The following is a 19,475-nucleotide window of genomic DNA, read 5'->3' as shown; positions in this document are numbered from 1 at the left end:
ATCGCTCAGGTGACCAGCAGATCCACCACCGAACAGCGCCTCGGCGATCTCGCCCGGCTGCGCCGGGTGCGCGACCGCATCGACCGGGAGTACGCCAAGCCGCTGGACGTCGAGGCCCTCGCCCGTGGGGTCAACATGTCAGCCGGGCACCTGAGCCGTCAGTTCCGGCTGGCCTACGGCGAGTCCCCGTACGGCTATCTGATGACCCGGCGCATCGAACGCGCCATGGCGCTGCTGCGCCGTGGCGACCTCAGCGTCACGGATGTCTGTTTCGCGGTCGGCTGCTCGTCACTCGGCACCTTCAGCACCCGCTTCGCCGAACTCGTCGGCGTACCGCCGAGCGTCTACCGGCGCGAGGCGGCCCGTGCGACGAAGGGGATGCCCTCCTGCGTGGTGAAACAGGTGACCAGACCGGTCAGGAATCGAGAAGCAGCGGCCCTCGCGCCGCAGCTAGCGTGACCGGCATGAACATCACCATTCACGCCAGCTTCCTGCCGCACAACGACCCGGACGCCGCCCTGGCCTTCTACCGGGACCTGCTCGGTTTCGAGGTCCGCAACGACGTCGGCTACCAGGGCATGCGCTGGATCACCGTCGGCCCACCCGGTCAGCCCGGCACCTCGATCGTGCTGCATCCGCCGGCCGCCGACCCCGGCGTGACCGAGGAGGAACGTCGTACCATCACCGAGATGATGGCCAAGGGCACCTACGCCTCGATCCTGCTGGCCACGCCCGACCTCGACAGTGTCTTCGAGCGGTTGCAGGCCAGCGACACCGAGATCGTGCAGGAGCCCACCGACCAGCCGTACGGGATCCGTGACTGCGCCGTACGGGACGCCGCCGGCAACATGATCCGTATCCAGGAAGTGCGATGAGCATGGACGACCGGTCGGCCGCGGCGCCCGCCGCCGACAGCCACGACCTGATCCGGGTGCAGGGTGCCCGCGAGAACAACCTCAAGGACGTCACAGTCGAGCTGCCGAAGCGCCGGCTGACCGTCTTCACCGGCGTCTCCGGTTCGGGTAAGAGCTCGCTGGTGTTCAGCACCATCGCGGCGGAGTCGCAGCGGCTGATCAACGAGACGTACAGCGCGTTCATCCAGGGCTTCATGCCGACCCTGGCCCGGCCGGAGGTCGACGTCCTCGACGGGCTGACCACCGCGATCATCGTCGACCAGGAGCGGATGGCGGCCAACCCGCGCTCCACCGTCGGCACCGCCACCGACGCCAACGCCATGCTGCGGATCCTGTTCAGCCGGCTCGGTCAGCCGCACATCGGCTCGCCCCAGGCGTTCTCCTTCAACGTCGCCTCGATCAGCGGTGCCGGCGCGGTGACGATCGAACGTGGCGGCACCACCACGAAGGAGCGGCGGAGCTTCAGCATCACCGGTGGCATGTGCCCACGCTGTGAGGGCACCGGGCGGGTGACCGACATCGACCTGACCGCGTTGTACGACGACAGCAAGTCGCTGAACGAGGGCGCGATCACGGTCCCCGGTTACAGCATGGACGGGTGGTACGGCCGGATCTACCGGGGCAGCGGCTTCTTCGACCCGGACAAGCCGATTCGCAGGTACACCAAGAAGGAGCTGCACGACCTGCTCCACAAGGAGCCGACCAAGATCAAGGTCGACGGGATCAACCTGACGTACGCGGGGCTGATCCCGCAGATCCAGAAGTCGTTCCTGTCCAAGGACGTCGAGGCGATGCAGCCGCACATCCGTGCCTTCGTGGAGCGGGCTGTCACCTTCACCGTCTGTCCCGACTGCGGCGGCACCCGGCTGAGCGAGGCGGCCCGCTCGTCGAAGATCAAGGGCGTCAACATCGCCGACGCCTGCGCGATGCAGATCAACGACCTCGCCGAATGGGTGCGCGGGCTACGCGAACCCTCCGTGGCCCCGCTGCTGGCGTCGTTGCAGCACACCCTCGACTCCTTCGTCGAGATCGGGCTCGGCTACCTCAGCCTGGACCGGCCGTCCGGGACGCTCTCCGGCGGCGAGGCGCAACGCACCAAGATGATCCGCCACCTCGGCTCGTCGCTCACCGACGTCACGTACGTCTTCGACGAACCCACGATCGGGCTGCACCCCCACGACATCCAGCAGATGAACCGCCTGCTGCTGCGGCTGCGGGACAAGGGCAACACGGTGCTGGTCGTGGAGCACAAGCCCGAGACGATAGCCATCGCCGACCACGTCGTCGACCTGGGCCCCGGGGCCGGCACGGCCGGCGGCACCGTCTGTTTCGAGGGCACCGTCGAGGGGCTGCGGGCCAGCGGTACGCTCACCGGCCGGCACCTCGACGACCGGGCCGCCCTCAAGAAGTCGGTGCGTACCCCCACCGGACAGTTGCCGATCCGGAAGGCCTCGACGCACAACCTGCGCGACGTAGACGTCGACATCCCGCTCGGCGTGCTGGTCGTGGTGACCGGCGTCGCCGGTTCAGGTAAGAGTTCGCTTGTGCACGGGTCGATCCCGCCCGGTGCCGGTGTGGTCTCGATCGACCAGGGCGGGATCCGCGGCTCCCGGCGGAGCAACCCGGCGACGTACACCGGCCTGCTCGACCCGATCCGCAAGGCGTTCGCGAAGACCAACGGGGTGAAGCCGGCGCTGTTCAGCGCCAACTCCGAGGGCGCGTGCCCCAACTGCAACGGCGCCGGCGTCATCTACACGGACCTGGCGATGATGGCCGGCGTCGCCACCGTGTGCGAGGAGTGCGAGGGCAGACGGTTCCAGGCATCCGTGTTGGAATACCACCTCGGCGGTCGGAACATCGCCGAAGTGCTCGCGATGCCGGTCAGCGAGGCGGCGGAGTTCTTCGGTGCCGGCGAGGCGCGTACCCCGGCCGCGCACCGCATCCTCACCCGGCTCGCCGACGTCGGGCTCGGCTACCTCAGCCTCGGCCAGCCGCTCACCACCCTCTCCGGCGGCGAACGGCAGCGGCTCAAGCTGGCCACCCACATGGCCGAACAGACCGGCGTCTACGTGCTCGACGAGCCGACCACCGGGTTGCACCTCGCCGACGTCGAGCACCTGCTCGGCCTGCTCGACAGGCTCGTCGACTCCGGTAAGTCGGTGATCGTCATCGAACACCACCAGGCGGTCATGGCCCACGCCGACTGGATCATCGACCTCGGGCCGGGCGCCGGCCACGACGGCGGCAGGATCGTCTTCGAGGGCACTCCCGCCGACCTGGTCGCCGCCCGGTCCACCCTCACCGGCGAGCACCTCGCCGCCTACGTGGGCGCCTGACCGGAGCGTCATGAACGACGGCTGACCAGATCGCCGGGTCACGGACATGCCTGTTTCCGCTCCGAACGGGTACCGCCGGGCCGTCCGCCCCGACCGGGCGGGCCGGTGGGCGTCCCGCCAGGAGGTGTGCCGTGACCGAACTCGTGCTCCGTCCGCTCGCGGACGCGTTCATGCAGGTCGGCGTGTACGTCGCCGTGATGGTGGCGCTCTTCGGCTGGCTGCGCTGGCGGTACGGGGACCGGGTGACCGACGGGCTGACCCGCCGCCGCCGGGTGGGTCCGCTCGTCGGCGCGTTGCTGGGGGTCACGCCGGGCTGCGGCGGCGCGATCATCCTCATGCCCCTGTACGCGCGCGGCCGGGTCTCCTTCGGCACCGTGGTGGGGGCGCTCGTCGCGACCATGGGCGACTCGTCCTGGGTGGTGCTGGCCTGGAACCCGGTCTTCGCGCTCCAACTGCACGCCCTGCTGTTCGTCGTCGGTCTCGTCACCGGGCACGCCGTGGACGCCCTCGGCATCGACCCGGCCCGGTCCGTCGCCCGGCGGCGGCCGGCGCCCGTCGCGGCGCTGGGGAGCCTCGCCGCCGACGCCGGACCCGATCTCGCCTCGTCCCGTCGCCTGCTCGGCGGTCTGCTGCCCCGGATGCCCGCCTCGACCGCGTTCTGGGGACTGACGACGCCGGCCTTCGCCGTGTCCGTACCCGTGGTGTTCCAGCTCGTTGACCCGGCGGCGTTGACCGTGATCGGAGGGGTTGACCCGTACCTGGCGCTCGGCGTGCTCGGCACCGTGGTCGCGGCATTCATCTTCGCCGCCGGGCGCGGGCGGCTGGCCGACGACAGCCTGGAGACCGCACACGCCAGCACGATGGCGGCGACCATGCGGCACAGTGCCCACGAGGCGTCGTTCGTCACGGTCTGGGTGGCGGTGGCCTATCTCGGCTGGCAGGTGCTGAGCGCCACCACCGGCTTCGACGGTACGCAGCTCGTCCTGACCGGCCTCGTCGGCGTGCTCGTCGGCGCCGCGATCGGCCTGGTCCCCGGCTGCGCCCTGCAGATCGTCTTCACCGGCCTCTACGTCAGTGGCGGGCTGCCGCTGCCGACCCTTGTCGCCAACGCGATAAGCCAGGACGGAGACGCCCTGATCCCACTCGCCGCGCTGCGCCGACACTCGGCGGTCGTGGCGACCCTCATCACCACAATCCCCGCGGCGGTCGTCGGCGGGGCGCTGCTCGTGTTCCTGTGAACCGGCCGAAGGAGCATCACATGTCGATCTCCCCCGCCGATCGGGTGCTGCTGTCGCGGGCCCGGCGGAAGCTTGTCGTGTTCGGCGGCCTGAGTCTGGTCGCGCTTCCCGTCGGGCTGCCCGGCTGGTCGGTCGTGGCCCTGCTGCTGATCAGTGTGGCGATCCCCGTCGCGGTGGGTCTGACCGGCGGCGGCAGCCTGCTGCGTGAGCTGCTGCGCCCACGGCCGGGCGCGGACGCCGAGCGCTGGCGCGCACGGTCGACGGACAGCGGCACCCGGCGACCCCGCGCGTCAGCCTGAGGAAGGTTCATTCCTGCTGCCGTTTCGGCCATCTGTTGTCCATGCGACGTCAACCTGAATTCCTCCCGGCGCCGGTACCTTGCGGTCTCCGTGAGTCGTGCCCGGGTCTGCCGGCAGGTTCCACGGTGCGCCCACGAATTCGGACACAGCGCTCAGACGTGTATGCGGGGGAAGGCGGTTCTTCGGGTGTGGCTCGGGGCTGACAAGAAGGAGTTCGAGGCCTTCCTCGATTCCGCTGAGGTGTACTGGCGCAAGAACCTGGGATCCACGCCGTCCCAGAACTACCTCGTCGTCGAGGTGTTCCACCAGGACATCAGGGTGGCGATGCGCAATCTGGCGGTAGCCAACGCGATCCGCCGGATCGTCCCCGCTCAGTTGGTCGTGGTGACCGGCGTCGAGCAGATGTGGCACGACGCGCTGTGGACCGAGTTCGACGTGAAGCTTGTCGAGCGGATGGCGGCGGCCTACGGCGCCAGCCAGGTCATCGACCTGTACCGGCTCGTCGAGGGCCCGGCCAACTCCGCCACGCCGGATGTCGTGCCGGTGGAGCTGTTCGGACGGCCGCTGGCCCCCGGCGCGTCGATAAGCGAGGAGACGCTCGCCGAGTTCGTCAGCGCCACCTACTGCCGGGTGACCAAGCGGCCCCGACCGCCGGAGGACCCGACCACCGATCCGCGCTACCGGCGACGGCAGGCGCTGGCCCGGGCCATCTCCTCGGCCTACGACGCCCTGCTCGGCAGCGGCTCGGTGGTCGCGCTGGTCACCAGTCACGTCGACTACGACCACTGGGGGCTCGCGGTGGACTCCGCCCGGCGGGCCGGGGTGCCCGTCGTGCACACCCAGCAGACCGGGTGTCTCAAGGCGTACGCGCTGTTCCCCGAGAACGACACAGGTGAACACACCTTCCGTGGCGAACTCACCCACCAGATCGGCGCGTTCTTCGACCAGCGGGTGTGGTCCCGGCGCAACGAGGTGCGACGCAACGCCGAACTCGTCGCCTGGCGGTCGAAGGTCAACCTGGGTCGGCCCAGCTGGTGGCGGGGTGGTGCCAGCGCCTCCGTCGACATCACCAACAGCGGGGAGCGAGCCCGGCTGCGTACGCACTTCGCGGCCCGCCTGGGGTTCGACCCGGCTCGGCCGGTGGTGGCGGTGTTCAACCACGCCGTGTCCGACGCGCCGGGCACGAACCACCAGTCCTTCCCCACGCTTGCCGACTGGTTCGAGGAGACCGCCCGGTTCGCCAGCACCGCCAGCGAGGTGCAGTGGCTGTTCCAGGACCATCCGAGCCAGTTCCGCTACGACAGCACCGACTTCTTCGACTCGGTCGCCCGGCGGTACGCCCGACACCGGCACATGGTGTTCCAGCCCAGCAAGGATCTGAGCAAGAACGGGCTGTGGAGCCTCGTCGACCTGGGCGTGACCGTTCGCGGCAGCGTCAGCAACGAACTGCCGGCGTACGGCATCCCGGTGATCCAGGCCGGCTGGTCGGAGTGGAGCGAATGCGGCCTGTCCACTGTGGTCAACGATCCGGAGACATACTGGAAGGCCCTCGACGCCGCGATCAGCGCCATGCTGAACGGTGAGGAGATCATCTCGGCCGAGCAGGTCGAGCGCGCCCGACTGTGGTTGTGGTTCTACCGCAGCGCCACGGACCTGTTTACCCCCCAGGTGCCGCACTGGGAGGTCTGGCCGGCCGACTACCTGCTGCGCGCGGTGCGGACCTCGTTCCGGCACATCGAGAGCGACGCCGACCCGGTCTTCGAGGCCGTCGAGCGCATGTGGACCCGGCGGGAGCCGGTGCTGACCCGCACCGACCTCCAGGTGCCGGGAGGTGTCCGGTAGTGGCGATCGGCACGTGGTTCGCCACCGAGTTCGACGAGCCGGTACCGGCCCGGGAACTGCCCGCGATGTTCTCCTCCGGTGGTGACCCCGAGGTGCTGCTCGCCGACCAGATGGCCCGGGGCGTCGCGATCCTGGGTCGGGTCCAGGGCACGTCCGGGGCGGTCGTGCTCAAGGTGCGCACCGACGGCCGGCCGGTCCGCGTCCGGGTCAACCTGCACATCGACGGTGCCTCCCAGAACGCCTGGTCGCGGGCGGCGGCACCGGCCCGGGGGATGCGCGAACTGCCGCGCCTGGTGATGGTCCGGGCCCAGGGCTCGGACCGGGCCGCCGCCCTGCTCAGCCGCCAGCGAGGGCGGTTGCGGATGGTGGAGGCCCACGCCTGGGTGGAGTTCGACCTGCGGGCCGACGAGGTGGGCGACGACGGCCTCCTGATCATCGAGGTGGTGGACGGCGCGTTGCCGCCCTGGGCGGCAACGGCGCTCAGCCCGCTGGCGGCGACAGGTGTGCGGGTCAATCAGGTCGAGATCGTCGCGATCGGGGAGGTCGAACAGCGCGCCGGTGCCACTCGCCTCGCCGGTGCCGCCGCACAGCTGGCCGGTCTGGTCAGTGCCGGCGGGCTGGTCGGGGCGCGCGGTCGCGGCCAGGGCCACGCCAGGTCGAGGTTCATCGTGGTCAACGCCAGCGACAGCACCGTGCGGTGCCGACTGCGGATCTCCGCCGCGACGGCCCCACCGGCCGCGGTGCGCCAGCCGAGCCAGAAGTGGCTGCGCCGCCAGCGGGGACAGACAGTGCTCAAGGCGTTCCGGGTGGCCCAGCGTGGAGCGGGATACGCGCTGTTCGAGGCGTCGCCGTTCACCAGGCCGCCGCATCCGGACCGGCTGGTCGTCCAGGCTGTGCACCTGGTCGACGGCACCGCCTGCCGGGTGAGCGCCAGCACCCGGACCGAGGACACCCTCGACGTGGTGGTCGAGCGTACGACCCCCGGTCCGGTGCTGGTCGGCCTCGGCGAGCGCGACACCCCGCTGGTACGGCGCCGGGTCGCCGAGACCGTCTGCCAGGTGATCGAGCTGGAGGGCCAACGGTGACCGACCACGACCTGACGCTCACCGACGATCCGACAGCCAACCGGCAGGCGCTGGAACAGCTCCTGACGACCGCGACGGGCGGCACGCTGCGGCTGCCGGCCGGCACCTTCACGCTGGACCGGGGAGTGGTGCTCGGCTCGGGCTGGACGCTGCGCGGGGCGGCGCACGGGGACGGTCCGGTGACGACGTGGCTCACCTCGTCCTCACCGGACGGTGAACCCGTCGTCCATGTGCTGGGTTCCCGGGTGACGATCCAGGACATCGGCTTCCTCCCACCGCCGTGCGCGCCGGGCGAGCACGGCGGCGACCGGGGCACCGCCATCACCATCGGCAACTACCTCTACCCGGCCGAGACGGAGTGGATCGAGGACGTCCAGATCCGGCGCGTCGAGGTCGAGCGCCGCGACGAGCGCGCCGCCAACTGCGTCGCCGTCATGGGCGCGGTACGCGACATCACCATCAGCGACGTGTCGATAGTCGGCGGTTGCACAGGCGTCGCCGTGCACTGGGGTGCGGTCGGCGACGGAGTCGACTCGATCGTCGGACCCTCCTACCATCCGCACCACCTCAGCATCCGCGACCTGCGCGTGTCCGACGCCTTCGAGGGGTTCTACCTCAGCTCCGTGCACGACGTGGTGGTGGACCGGGTCCACCTGTCCGATGTCGAGATCGGGTTCCGCCTGCTGCCGGGCGACAACACCGACCGGTTCCACTCCGGCGGCGACAACCCGGTCGGCGCGCGTATCCGCGTCTCCGGCGCCCACGTGGGCTGGAACGGTCCGTTGTACGCGGTCCGGATCGCCGGCTGGGGGCGCAGCGAGATCGACCAAACGGTCCGGGTGCTCGAATACCGGGACGTGGTGGTGCGTGACTGCACCTTCGTGCCGCTGCCGCTCGCCAGGGCCGGCACCGGTGACCCGCAGCGCTCGCGGTCGCCGATCGTGGTCGAGCAGGCGTCCGGGGTGATCCTGGAGGCGATCCGGGTCGATCTGCGGGTGGACCCGACGGCGACCGGTCCGCGGCACGATGACCAGGCGGAGGTCCCTGCCCACCAACCGGCCGGACAGCGGTAGGCCCCGTCCGGTGCCCGATCAGCGGAGCTTCTCGGCGAGGAACTCCTCCCAACTCCGGGTGCCGACGGTGGCGCCGTCGACGCTGAGATTGTCACCGTCGCGGTACGCCCGGCCGGCCGCCCCGGGCACCGGCACCGGCAGGAAAGGCCGCCTGCGACCCCGGGCGGCGAGGTAGCTACGAACCAGGTCGGCCATGGTGTAGACCCGTGGACCCGCGATCTCCGGCACGAGGCCGGACGGGGCGCCCTGGACCAGGTCGACGAGTCTGTCGGCGACGTCGCGGGAGTCGACAGGCTGGAACCGGATCACCTTCGGGTCGGGCACGATCGGCAGCGCACCCAGCTTCTGCACGACGGTGAAGACCAGGTCGTGGAACTGCGCCGCCCGCAGTGTCGTCCATGGCACGCCGGATTCGCTCACCGCCCGCTCCGCGCCGTGTTTGGCCTCGAAGTAGCCGATCGGGACCCGGCCGGCGCCGACGACCGAGATGTGGACGAGGTGCCGCACCCCGGCCCGGGCGGCGGTGCGCATCAGGTTGACGGCGGCACGATCGTCGCCTTTCGGGCCGCCCGCCAGGTGCAGCACCGTGTGGACACCGTCGAGGGCCGGCGCGACGCCCTCGTCCCGGAGCAGGTCACCCAGGACGTACTCGACACCGTCGGCACTCGGGTGGATCGTCCGGCTGAGCACTCGCAGCTGTCGGCCCGCCGCGCGCAGGCGGGGCAGGACGTGCCGGCCGAGCGTGCCGGTGCCGCCGGTGACCAGGACAGGAGCGTTCGTCGGCGCGTCGTTCATGGCGTCTCCGTTCGGATGGGTACGGGTCTTCGACCCCGCCCACCCGCCGAACGTGACACCGCCCGACGGCCCCGAGCCGGAGCCGCGTCGACCCGCCCGCGGTGGCCCCGCCCCGCCGGACCGGTCGCGGCGGCACCGCCGCGCCGCCTGATGATCCATTCCGCGAGTACCACGTTGATCAGCCAGGCGGCGGTCATGGTGCCGGTCCGGCCCGCTGTCGTGAGCGGGCCGACGGCGGCGAGCCAGGCCATCTGGGTGAAGAACTGGGTACCCGCGCCCAGCCCGATGGCGTAGCCACGGATCATCCAGGCGCGGTGGCGGGTGAAGTCGCGTCGGCGGACCGCCGCGAAGCCGAGGACGAGCGAGCCGGCCATGGCGAGGCTCACCACCACGCGGACGGCGACCAACGTGTCACTGTCGAGTGGCCCCCGGGCCGGGACCACTGTCAGCCACAGGCCACTCGCCGCGGTGAGCAGCCCGAAGGGAATCAGCACCCGGCCGGCGATCCGGTGCCAGCCACGGTGCAGCCGACGCAACCGGGGCGCGAACTGGAAGGCGCCGAGGACGCTGAACACGGTCACCGCGACGATGTGGGCCACCAGCGGTAGCGGCGGTGAGGCGATCCGGTCGCCGTCGGGCAGCACCTGGGCGCCGCCGGCCAGTTCGGCCAGGCGGAGCCCGCCGGCCACCACCGGTACCGCGCTGAGCACCAGCAGACCGGCGGGGATGAGCCAGGTCGACCTGGCGGAGGCTGTCACAGCTGTGGCATCCCTTCTCGCGGCGACCAGCACCCCGCCCACGGCCCGTTGCCCGCCCGACAGTGGCCGGACGCGGTGCGCGGGTCAGTCGGGAAAGGGACCGGCCGCTCCTGTTTCATCGATCCTGGCGACGCGACCGGCGAAACTCATCGCAGTGCGGGCCGGCGTCGGCTCGGCCGATGGGCGGGGGAGCCGGCCGTACTTTGGGCCAGGCCCGCAGGCGTGTTCAATCGTGGGGTGGCCATCCGCGTGATCGTCGCCGACGACCAGGAGATCGTCCGTACCGGACTGACGATGATCCTCAACGCCCAGCCGGACATCGAGGTGGTGGGGGAGGCGGGCGACGGACACCGGGCCGTCGAACTCGCCCGGCGACTACGTCCCGATGTGTGCCTGTTCGACATCCGGATGCCCGGCGTGGACGGCATCGAGGCCACCCGCCGCCTCGCCGGCCCCACCGTCGCCGACCCCGTGGCGGTGGTCGTCATCACCACCTTCGACCTCGACGAGTACGTCTACGCCGCGCTCCGTGCCGGAGCACGCGGGTTCCTGCTCAAGGATGCCGGTACGGCCCTGCTCACCCAGGCCGTGCGGGCCGCTGCCGCGGGCGACGCGCTCATCGCCCCGAACATCACCACGCGGCTGCTCCGGGCCTTCGCCGCCGCCGGTCCGGCCGCGCCGCCCCGGCAGCCTGTCGACGCGCTCACGCTGCGGGAGGAGGAGGTGCTCGTCGCCGTCGCGCGTGGTCGCACCAACACCGAGATCGCCACCGAGCTGCACATCAGCCTCAGCACCGTGAAGACCCACATCGCCAGCCTGATGGTCAAGGTTGGCGCCCGTAACCGGGTGGAGATCGCGATGTGGGCGTACGAGACCGACCGCGTCCGCAACGGCCTGGACCGTCCCGGCTAGCGCCTCGCCCCGCCTGTCCGGAATCCGTCTCAGCCCGGGCTTGTCATCATCCATCTCGTTTCGTAACGTGACGTCGCCACAACGATGTGAATGCATTCCGGTCCAACCTCACGGAGCGTTCATGCAACCGTCGGAAGCCGGCGTCGACAATTCCACAGTCGTACGCGAGATTCCGCTCGGCGAATCCGTCGATCTGCAACACCTCAAGGACGTGTTCCGGCAGCGAGGCATCCGGTCCGACGACGACGCCCTCACCCTCATCGACTTTCGTGGCAGCCGGACCTTCGACGTGGTCGCCCTGCTCTGGGTGCTGGCGATGATGGGCACCCGGATCACCAGCGACCGGTTGACCCGCTTCCGGCTCCCCGTCGTCAGCGCCGCCCTCGATCTGCTGCGGCGGGACCGCTTCTTCGAGGCGGCCTGCCAGGTCGCGCAGGCGCCCCTGCCGATGCTGCTGCACCTGGAGGACGTCAAGCGGGTGAACGACCACGGTCCGGCCGCCGCCGGCACCTGGACGTCGGGCGACCCGAGCGACCAGATCGTGCAGCACCTACGCAAGAAGCGCGTGTTCGGCCTGTCGCTGTACCGCCTCGACAACGCCGACGCCCGGACGGCGATGATGCGGGAGGAACTCGGGCGCTGGTCCGATCCGCTCGCGCTGGCCCTGTTCAGCCAACATCTCAAGGGCACGGCGGAATGGGACGTGGCTCGGGTGGTCGTGCACGAGATCCTGGCCAACGTCCAGGAGCACCCGAACGCGTCGACAGCCGTGGTGGCCTCCGACATGGTGCTGCCGCGACACGACGTACCGCGGGCCGCGCTGACCATCGCGGTGTGGGACGACGGCGACTCCATCGTCGAGACCCTGCGCAGAGGCCTGGTCGGCCGGGGCGACGTCCGGGTCGCTGCGGCCCCGGCGACGGACACCTTCCGGATCCGGCGGGAGGGCACAAACGCGCCGGTGGCCGACGAGCTGCGTACGTCGGACTGGACGCCGGACGTCGCCAGCGACGATCGTGACCTGCTCATGGCCAGTCTGCTGCCGGGCATATCCAGCAAGGCGGACGACGGAGGCGCCCGGTCACGGGACCGTCTGCTCGGATGCGGGCTCTACTTCCTCTACCACCACGTCATCGACGTCTTCCAGGGTTCACTCGACATCTATGTCGGCGCGATCCGGTTGACGGTGGAGGCGGAGCAGGAGCCCGATTCGTCGGCGCAGTACCTGGTGACGATCAGGGAAGGGCTGGGTATCCCGAAGATCCGTGGCAACCTCGTCGTCGCCCGGCTGCCGACTCATGGCTGAACGCTGGCGAATCATCCCGAAGGTCATCCGGCTCGGCAGCGCGACCACAGAGGACGTACCCGACGAGCGGTTGCGCTTCTACCGCAACCTCGTCGCCGACATCCACCAGGGTCAGGTCAGCGCGGAGCCGAGCCAGACGATCTATCTCAGCTTCGAGCAGTTGAGATCCGCGTGGCAGGTGTACGACCGGATCATCGCCGACGTGCCGACGAGCGAGGACCCGGTCGAGGGCACTGTGGTCCTTGTCGACTTCACCCTGAGCCCGCACGAACTCATCATCCAGACGGTCGCGGCCTACACCGGCAAGGCCCTCGGTACGCTGCTGCTGACCAACCCCGGCCTGGAGGTGCTGGTCCTGATGCCGGCGATGGGGACCGGCCTACAGCAGGCATTCCGCGACATCGTCGGGACGGACCATCCCGGACACGTCATCATCCAGTACGGCGACGGCTCGCGGGTCAGGGTCTCCGCCGGGCAGGCCGAGGACGAACCGATCCAGCCGCCCGACCCTGAGTACACCGACCAGCTCCAACGGTTGAACCAGCCGATCGACGACCGGCTGGGCGGCAAGATCCTCCGCCGACTCGGTCACTACCGCTTCGGCTCCAGCGAGAAATACTGCACCCGGTACTTCTTCGATGCGTCGTACGCCATCCAGGAGGTCAGCCAACTGACCAAGGACATCGTCCTGGAGGAACAGAGCGGCAGCTCCGGACCATTGATGATCGTCTCTCACCAGGCACACTCTCCGTGGCTTGTCGAGGTGGGCGCGGAGGTGGCGCAACGCCTGGGAATCAGGCACTTCCCGGTGTCCGCCGGTGACGATCTCGCGAACCTGCCGACGTCCGGTGACGCGGTGCTGCTGTTGGACGTGGTCAACACCGGACGGACAACTGAGGCGTTGATCGGTGGACTGTCCACCCGTGGGCTCACGGTCCGAACCACGATCATCGCGGTCTTCATCGACCGGGAACGGTTGCGGCAGGCCAGGGACTCCTTCCCGATGGTCGTCGACCGGCGCAGCTACCGGGTCCGTGGGGTTGCCGGCCCGATCGCCCGACGGAAGACGGAACGCACCCGGTGCGAGCAGTGTCTCGCGGGTGTCCAGCCGGCGGATCCGCTGACCGACCGGCCCGGCATCCGTTCCTACGACATGTGGGAGATGCTCCTGACCCACGAGTGGGTGCCGGAGAAGTACGGCCCCGGTGACCCGGACCAGACGTCTCCGGGGCCGCCGCGCTTCTCCAGGGTGCCCGACTTCAAGCGCATCTTCGAGGAGTACGGCGACTGGATCGCCTACAAGCTTGACGAGATGCTGGAGGCGACCCGCGTCGGCGGTGCGGGCGTCGAGGAGGCTGTCTACGTCTGCCCGGCGGAACCGGCCATGAACACGCTCACCGACCAGCTCAAGGCCCGCCGGGGCGCTCGTCCCGTCGCTGTCAAGATTCCCCGTAGGATCCTCTGGGCGGCGGAGCGGGACGACTTCTCGGAGATCGACCGGCAGGCGGATGTGGGCTGGGGCCGCCAGCTCAGTCTGCTCGCCGAGCGTGACTCGTACGCCGTGGCCATCATCGACGAGTTCAACGGCTCGAACACGACAGCGCTGTCGATGTTGAAGATTCTGCGCCGCTTCGGAATCACGGCGCTCGCCTATCTACCCGTGATCAATCGCAATCCCGGTTCGGTGCTGCGGCTGGCCGGCGGTCCGGAGGTGCCCATCCGCCCGCTCTACGAGATACCGTCACCACGTCTGTCCGAACTGGACGTCGCCGATGCCGCCGGTGGCCGATGAGCTCCGACGAGTTGACGGAGCGGCTGGCTCGGGTGCTCGAGAGCGTACCCGAGCACGACGAGGGTGCGGTCGCGACCGGCCAGCTCTGCGCGGTCGCCGGTTTCGACAGCGCGAGCGCGTCAGCGGCGGCGGACGTGGTCACCGGCTTCCTGCGGCTCTCCGGGGCCGTGGTGTTGACCGACGATCCGGCCACCGGCCGGCACCTGGTGAAGGCGACGAGCCCGGCGGCGGCCCTGTTCCTCAAGAGTCTCGCCGCCTACCTGCGCAGCGGCACACCTCTCATCGACAACTGGGCACGACCGGGTACCGCGGAACCGCCGTACCAGCCCCAGCAGGTGCTGGCCGGTGCGCAGTTCCTGTACGTGATCGAACACCGCCGGCTCCGTCTCGACCCGTCGGCCTCGCCGCTGCGGTCCGGACGGGTGGTCCAGGTGCTGATCAAGACGCGCCTGCGGCTGCTCGGACCGCGCTACCTGATGATCTACGACCGGGCGGCCCGGCAGTACCAGCTGCCCGGTGGTCACCTGCGCTCCGACGACCGTGACCCGCTGGCCGCTGCGGTCCGGGAGTTGGAGGAGGAACTGCCCGGGTTCACCTTCGACGCCCGGCGGGACCGCCTGGTCGAGTTGGGTGAGGTCGAGGTCGTCCAGCAGTCACGCACCTACGGTGCGGTCACCAGGTACCAGATGCACTTCGTGCAGTTGACGTCCACCCGTCGTGACCTCAAGGCCGGACCGGACGGGCAGTGGGTCACCGAACGGGCCATGCTGGACGAAGGGCGGTTGATCAGGGGCAGCGGCGTCAACACGACCGGGTTGCGGCGGCTCGTCGCGGGGCTGCCGGGCGGGCTGGGCCGGCTGGCGCCCGGGCTCATGCTGGGCCGGCGTCCGTCGACCGCAGTTCTGATCAGGGAGAAGCCCTGGGAACTGCTCGGCGTGGTGCTGAGCGTTGCCGGGATCGTGGTCGCGGTCGTCCAGATGGTCGTCGAGTGGGGAGTCGGCTGATGCCGGACGAGCCGGAGCTGACCGGGGACTGGAGCCGGGTTCCGCCCGAGCAGGCGGCGGCCTTCGAACGGTGGGCCGTGGTCAAACGGGTCTCCGTCGAGATCGTGCGCTATCAGCAGGGCGGCTTCAGCGGCACCCCCATCGCTCTGGTGGTCTGGCGGGAGCCGGGCCAGCGGGACCGACAACGGTTTCTGCGTTTCTACAGCGGTCAGACCCGCGAGATCGAGCGGGCACAACTGGCGTACGTCGACTCACCCCCGACGTTCGTACGCCGCCATCTGCCCGTCGCCCAGCTCGAGTCGCTCGGTGACAGCTGGGTCGCCGTGTTCGACGTCGCCGCCGGAGATCTGCTGGCCTGCCCGCCGCTGACCGAGGTGATGGCGCAGCCGGATTTTCCCGTCCACCTGCGGACCATCGTGCAGTCGGTGGTGCACGACTGGAACCAGCCACCACCGTCGAGCCAGCAACGTACCACCACGGTCGGCGGTTACCTGACCGAGCTACTCGACGGCCGGCCGGAGCGTCGCGCGGCACCTGGTGCCCGCCTGCGGGCCTGGGCGGAGCGGGCGGGGGTGCCCGTCGGGCAGGCGCGGGTCCAGTTGGGCTGGTGGCGGTCGGAGCTGTCCAACCCGCTCGCCTTCCTCGCCGGCTCTGCTCCCCGAAGTGACGAGGAGCTGTCGCTGCTGACCGGCCGGACCCACGGCGACCTGAACATCGGCAACATCCTGGTGCCGACGGTGCCCACCCTCGACGGCAACGGGTACCAGTTGATCGACCTCGGGGGCTACCACAGCGACGGGCCGTTGACCCGCGATCCGATGCACCTGCTGCTCTCCATGGCGGCGCAGTGGCTGAGAACCTCCACCCGGATCGGGGGCGAGACCGGCACCGACCTGATCCGTGCCCTGCTGCGTACCGCATCGAGCACCGGCCCCCGCCCCGAACTGCTCGGGCATGACGAGGTCAGTGCGGCCGTCCACGAGGCGGGTCGGGCCATCGCCGCCATCCAGGGCTTCGGTGAACGGTGGCGACTCCAGACCCTGTTGTCGTTGGCCGGCTGCGCACTGCTCTTCGCCGACCGGGACCTGCGGATGCCCGACGAGGACCACGCCCGTGGCTGGTTCTTCACCCTCGCCGCCACCGCACTCGACGAGTATCTCTGGGACACCAGGGCGCAGTCGGCGACGCCGACGGTCGTCGAGACATCCCAGCCGGCCGATGACCTGCGCCGGGCAGCAGCGGCGAAGCCGGCGGAGACCGTCGGGGTCGACGAGTCTGAGGCGGCCCGTGGGTCCTGCGAGGCGATCGTGCATCATCTCGTGCTGCGGGCCCGCGATCCACGTGGGCTGACCCCGGAGCAGGTCCACCTGCTCCTGCTCGATTTCGGTGCCAGGGCTCCGCTGCTGACCGAAGCGGAGCATGCCCGACTCTCGGTGCAGGCCATGCAGGCGTTCTCGCCGCAGTCCACGCTCGGCGAGGAACGTGACCAGGATCCGACCACGTCGCCGGTACCCGGTCAGCCCCCGGTCCAGCAGCCCGTGCGGGAGGCCACGACCGGTGCCACCGCCCGGCCGACGCGTCGCGGCGTACCCGGAGCGGCCTCGGTGGAGTCGGCGAGACGGGCCGATGTGGCGGTCCTGACCTCGCACCCGGCGGAGTATCGCGCGGCCCTCCAGGTCTTCGTGCCGGAGCTGGTGTCGGCGAGCGGAGCGCTGGAGACCGGCCGATGGATCGAGGTGTCGGCGGAGCGCGCCGGTCGGCCGCTCTCGGTCTACCTCGCCCGGTCACCGGAGCGGCTGCTGCCCGGACGTGCACCCACTGTCCGCAGGATCGCGGAGCGGTTCAATCCCTCGGCGTTCTTCCTGGTCGGCACGGCCAGGGGAGAGGGCGCCGGACCGGGTGACGTCGTGGTGCCGCGCTGGCTCGGCCACTACGAGCTGCTGGAGTCCGGGGAGATGGTGACCCGGGTGCCGGAGCTGTGGATTCCCGACTATGTGCGAACCCTGTTGGCCTACTACCGTCGGGTCAACACCCGGTTCCAGGATCTCGCGGCAGACTTCCGCAAGTCGGCCCGGGCCGAGGACCTACCGGTCCTGCCGACCACTCTTCGCCCCGAGATCGACTTCGACGGCGCGGTGGCCAGCGGCCCGCCGGAGCTGATGACCGAGGTGGCCCTGGCGGATCTACGCGACCAGGACGGGCGGGTGGCGGCGCTGGACACGGAATCGTACGAGTTCGGCCTCTGGAACGAGCGACGACTCTGGGCCGTCTTCCGGGGGGTGGTCGCGGGGGACGTGGCCCGCTCCGGCTCGGCCGCCGAACTCTTCCTCGCCGCCGGGCACGCGGCGGCCTGCCTCAAGGACTTCCTGGAGCACGAGTACCTGCCCGAGTGAGCTGCCGGCGGTCTTCACCCCGCGTTCACGGGGCTTCCGGCGCGAAGACATGTATTGATCGCGATGTTTGCGAGAATGCCTGGTGTCGCCTGCCGCGCCCCCAAGCCGGGTTCCCCCACCCGCCGTCGCAGGTGACAGTCAGGAGTCGCCCCGTGGCTCACCTACGCAGGGCCGCCATCGTCTCGATGGTCGCCGTCGTCCTGTCTGTCGTCCTCGTCCCGCCCGCGGCTCACGCGACGCCGCCCAACATCCCCTCGTACAGCACGGCGGTGAGCCGGCTGAACTCGCTCACCGTCGCGGCCGAGTCCCACCAGTCCAGCTACAACCGTGACCTGTTCCCGCACTGGATCACGGTCACCGGCACCTGCAACACCCGGGAGCAGGTGCTCAAACGCGACGGCAGCAACGTCGTCGTCGACTCCAGTTGCTATCCCACGTCCGGGTCCTGGTACAGCCCGTACGACGGGGTGACCCGCACGAACCCGGCCGAGATCTCCATCGACCACGTGGTACCGCTGGCCGAGGCGTGGCGGTCCGGAGCCTGGTCCTGGACCACGGCGCGGCGTCAGACCTACGCCAACGACCTGGGCGGGCCGGAACTGTGGGCGGTCACCGGCACCGTCAACTCGTCGAAGGGCGACAAGGACCCGGCCGCCTGGAAGCCTCCGCGCGCGGCGTTCCACTGCACCTACGCCCGCGCCTGGATCCAGGTGAAGTGGTACTACGGCCTCACCGTCAACAGTGCGGAGAAGTCGGCGCTGAGCAGCATGCTCAACACCTGCTGAGATCCCGTCCGTCAGCGCGGCACCGGTGACGGGGGCGGGGCGTCGACGACGTCCCGCTCCCGTTAGGCTTCTTGTCTCCGACCTGCTCAAGGGAGACGTCGATGACCGGCAGCGCCCGGCCCACCGGGGCCGCCGAGGTGTTCGAACAGGCGGCGGCGAGCTACGACCGCACCGGCGTGTCCTTCTTCGGCCCGTTCGGCGCCGAGCTCGTCCGACGCGCCGACATCCGGCCCGGTGAGCGGGTGCTGGACGTCGGGTGTGGCCGCGGCGCGGTCCTCTTCCCGGCCGCGCAGGCCACCGGGCCCACCGGGCACGTCACAGGTATCGACCTCGCGCCCGCCATGGTCGCCCTCACCGCCGAGGACGTCACGCGCGCCGGCCTGACCCACGTCGACGTCCGGGTCGACGACGCGCAGCAGCCGGACTTTCCGCCGGGCAGCTTCGACGCCGTCCTGGCCGGGCTCGTCGTCTTCCTGCTCCCGCAGCCCCGGCAGGCACTGCGGGCGTACGCCCGGCTGCTGCGCCCGTCGGGTCGCCTGGTGATCAGCACCTTCGGGGTCCAGGATCCGGCCTTCGTCGCCGCCACCGACGCCCTGGCCGCACACCTGCCGGCGGACCAGGCACGACCCACCCGCCCGGCGGGTCCGTTCGACGACGAGCAGGCGATAAGCGCCACCATGGACGGCGCGGGCCTCGCCGTCACCTCGATCGTCGAGCACCGGGTCGAGAGCCGGTTCGACGACGTCGACCACTGGATGCGCTGGATGTGGTCGCACGGCGGACGGGCCCTGCTGCGGCACCTGCCGCAGGACCGGCTGCCCGCGGCGACGGCCGACGCCGCCGAGGCGCTGGCCGCCGCGCGCGCACCGGGTGGCGGCCTGCGCCTGACCACCGAGATCCGGATCACCGTGGCGGTTCCGGCCGGCCCGCCGGACGCCTGACC

17 protein-coding genes are annotated in these 19,475 nt (G+C 70.5%); 15 read left to right on the top strand and 2 right to left on the bottom strand.

Annotation, left to right across the window (positions count from 1 at the left end; all coding sequences use genetic code 11):
- Nucleotides 1-9 precede the first annotated feature (9 nt).
- The 8 genes from Van01_RS23610 to Van01_RS23575 all read left to right on the top strand — a co-directional run bounded on the left by Van01_RS23610 (nucleotide 10) and on the right by Van01_RS23575 (nucleotide 8,787).
- Nucleotides 10-459 (top strand): helix-turn-helix transcriptional regulator, encoded by a 450-nt coding sequence (locus tag Van01_RS23610; protein ID WP_239099252.1) that lies wholly within the window; start codon nucleotides 10-12, stop codon nucleotides 457-459.
- 5 nt (nucleotides 460-464) lie between these two features.
- On the top strand, nucleotides 465-875 hold the full coding sequence (locus Van01_RS23605; RefSeq protein WP_204011623.1) for a VOC family protein: 411 nt from the start codon (nucleotides 465-467) through the stop codon (nucleotides 873-875).
- Nucleotides 876-877: 2 nt separating this feature from the next.
- Nucleotides 878-3,250 carry an ATP-binding cassette domain-containing protein gene (locus Van01_RS23600; protein ID WP_204011677.1) on the top strand — a complete coding sequence of 791 codons (2,373 nt, stop codon included), beginning with the start codon at nucleotides 878-880 and terminating at the stop codon, nucleotides 3,248-3,250.
- 131 nt (nucleotides 3,251-3,381) lie between these two features.
- Entirely contained in the window at nucleotides 3,382-4,488 is a 1,107-nt protein-coding gene (locus Van01_RS23595; RefSeq protein ID WP_204011622.1) for a putative manganese transporter, read from the top strand.
- A gap of 20 nt (nucleotides 4,489-4,508) precedes the next feature.
- The gene (locus tag Van01_RS23590; protein WP_204011621.1) at nucleotides 4,509-4,787 is read left to right on the top strand and encodes a hypothetical protein; all 279 of its coding nucleotides are present in this window, start codon (nucleotides 4,509-4,511) and stop codon (nucleotides 4,785-4,787) included.
- Nucleotides 4,788-4,973: 186 nt separating this feature from the next.
- Nucleotides 4,974-6,629, top strand: coding sequence for a hypothetical protein (locus Van01_RS23585; protein ID WP_204011619.1), 1,656 nt, complete (start codon nucleotides 4,974-4,976; stop codon nucleotides 6,627-6,629).
- Complete coding sequence (locus Van01_RS23580; RefSeq protein ID WP_204011617.1) at nucleotides 6,629-7,714, top strand: hypothetical protein; 1,086 nt, start codon at nucleotides 6,629-6,631, stop codon at nucleotides 7,712-7,714. The genes Van01_RS23585 and Van01_RS23580 overlap by 1 nt, the downstream gene beginning before the upstream one ends.
- Nucleotides 7,711-8,787, top strand: a complete 1,077-nt coding sequence (locus Van01_RS23575; RefSeq protein WP_239099251.1) for a pectate lyase family protein — start codon at nucleotides 7,711-7,713, stop codon at nucleotides 8,785-8,787. Before Van01_RS23580 ends, Van01_RS23575 begins: the two co-directional genes overlap by 4 nt.
- A gap of 18 nt (nucleotides 8,788-8,805) precedes the next feature.
- On the opposite strand, the gene Van01_RS23570 is transcribed toward Van01_RS23575, so the two are convergent.
- Nucleotides 8,806-9,582 (bottom strand): SDR family oxidoreductase, encoded by a 777-nt coding sequence (locus Van01_RS23570; protein WP_204011614.1) that lies wholly within the window; start codon nucleotides 9,580-9,582, stop codon nucleotides 8,806-8,808.
- Entirely contained in the window at nucleotides 9,579-10,340 is a 762-nt protein-coding gene (locus Van01_RS23565; RefSeq protein ID WP_204011607.1) for a DUF2306 domain-containing protein, read from the bottom strand. Before Van01_RS23565 ends, Van01_RS23570 begins: the two co-directional genes overlap by 4 nt.
- Nucleotides 10,341-10,577: 237 nt before the next feature.
- On the opposite strand from Van01_RS23565, the gene Van01_RS23560 reads away from it, so the two are divergent.
- The 7 genes from Van01_RS23560 to Van01_RS23530 all read left to right on the top strand — a co-directional run bounded on the left by Van01_RS23560 (nucleotide 10,578) and on the right by Van01_RS23530 (nucleotide 19,473).
- Nucleotides 10,578-11,252 carry a response regulator transcription factor gene (locus tag Van01_RS23560; protein WP_204011606.1) on the top strand — a complete coding sequence of 225 codons (675 nt, stop codon included), beginning with the start codon at nucleotides 10,578-10,580 and terminating at the stop codon, nucleotides 11,250-11,252.
- A gap of 121 nt (nucleotides 11,253-11,373) precedes the next feature.
- Complete coding sequence (locus tag Van01_RS23555; protein ID WP_204011605.1) at nucleotides 11,374-12,558, top strand: hypothetical protein; 1,185 nt, start codon at nucleotides 11,374-11,376, stop codon at nucleotides 12,556-12,558.
- Complete coding sequence (locus Van01_RS23550) at nucleotides 12,551-14,350, top strand: hypothetical protein (protein WP_204011603.1); 1,800 nt, start codon at nucleotides 12,551-12,553, stop codon at nucleotides 14,348-14,350. The genes Van01_RS23555 and Van01_RS23550 overlap by 8 nt, the downstream gene beginning before the upstream one ends.
- A complete protein-coding gene (locus Van01_RS23545; protein ID WP_204011600.1) occupies nucleotides 14,347-15,354 on the top strand; it encodes an NUDIX domain-containing protein in 1,008 nt (335 codons plus the stop codon). The genes Van01_RS23550 and Van01_RS23545 overlap by 4 nt, the downstream gene beginning before the upstream one ends.
- Nucleotides 15,354-17,747, top strand: a complete 2,394-nt coding sequence (locus Van01_RS23540) for a hypothetical protein (RefSeq protein ID WP_204011598.1) — start codon at nucleotides 15,354-15,356, stop codon at nucleotides 17,745-17,747. The genes Van01_RS23545 and Van01_RS23540 overlap by 1 nt, the downstream gene beginning before the upstream one ends.
- 152 nt (nucleotides 17,748-17,899) lie before the next feature.
- A complete protein-coding gene (locus tag Van01_RS23535; protein WP_239099250.1) occupies nucleotides 17,900-18,532 on the top strand; it encodes an HNH endonuclease family protein in 633 nt (210 codons plus the stop codon).
- A 101-nt stretch (nucleotides 18,533-18,633) separates the two neighbouring features.
- Nucleotides 18,634-19,473: a class I SAM-dependent methyltransferase gene (locus Van01_RS23530; protein WP_204011596.1), complete on the top strand. Its 840-nt coding sequence runs from the start codon at nucleotides 18,634-18,636 to the stop codon at nucleotides 19,471-19,473.
- Nucleotides 19,474-19,475 lie beyond the last annotated feature (2 nt).

The sequence above is a fragment of the Micromonospora andamanensis genome (assembly GCF_016863495.1).
GTDB classification, from domain to species: Bacteria; Actinomycetota; Actinomycetes; order Mycobacteriales; family Micromonosporaceae; genus Micromonospora; species Micromonospora andamanensis.
Note: the sequence above shows the minus strand (reverse complement) of the source record. Positions and strands in the feature narration are given on the sequence as shown.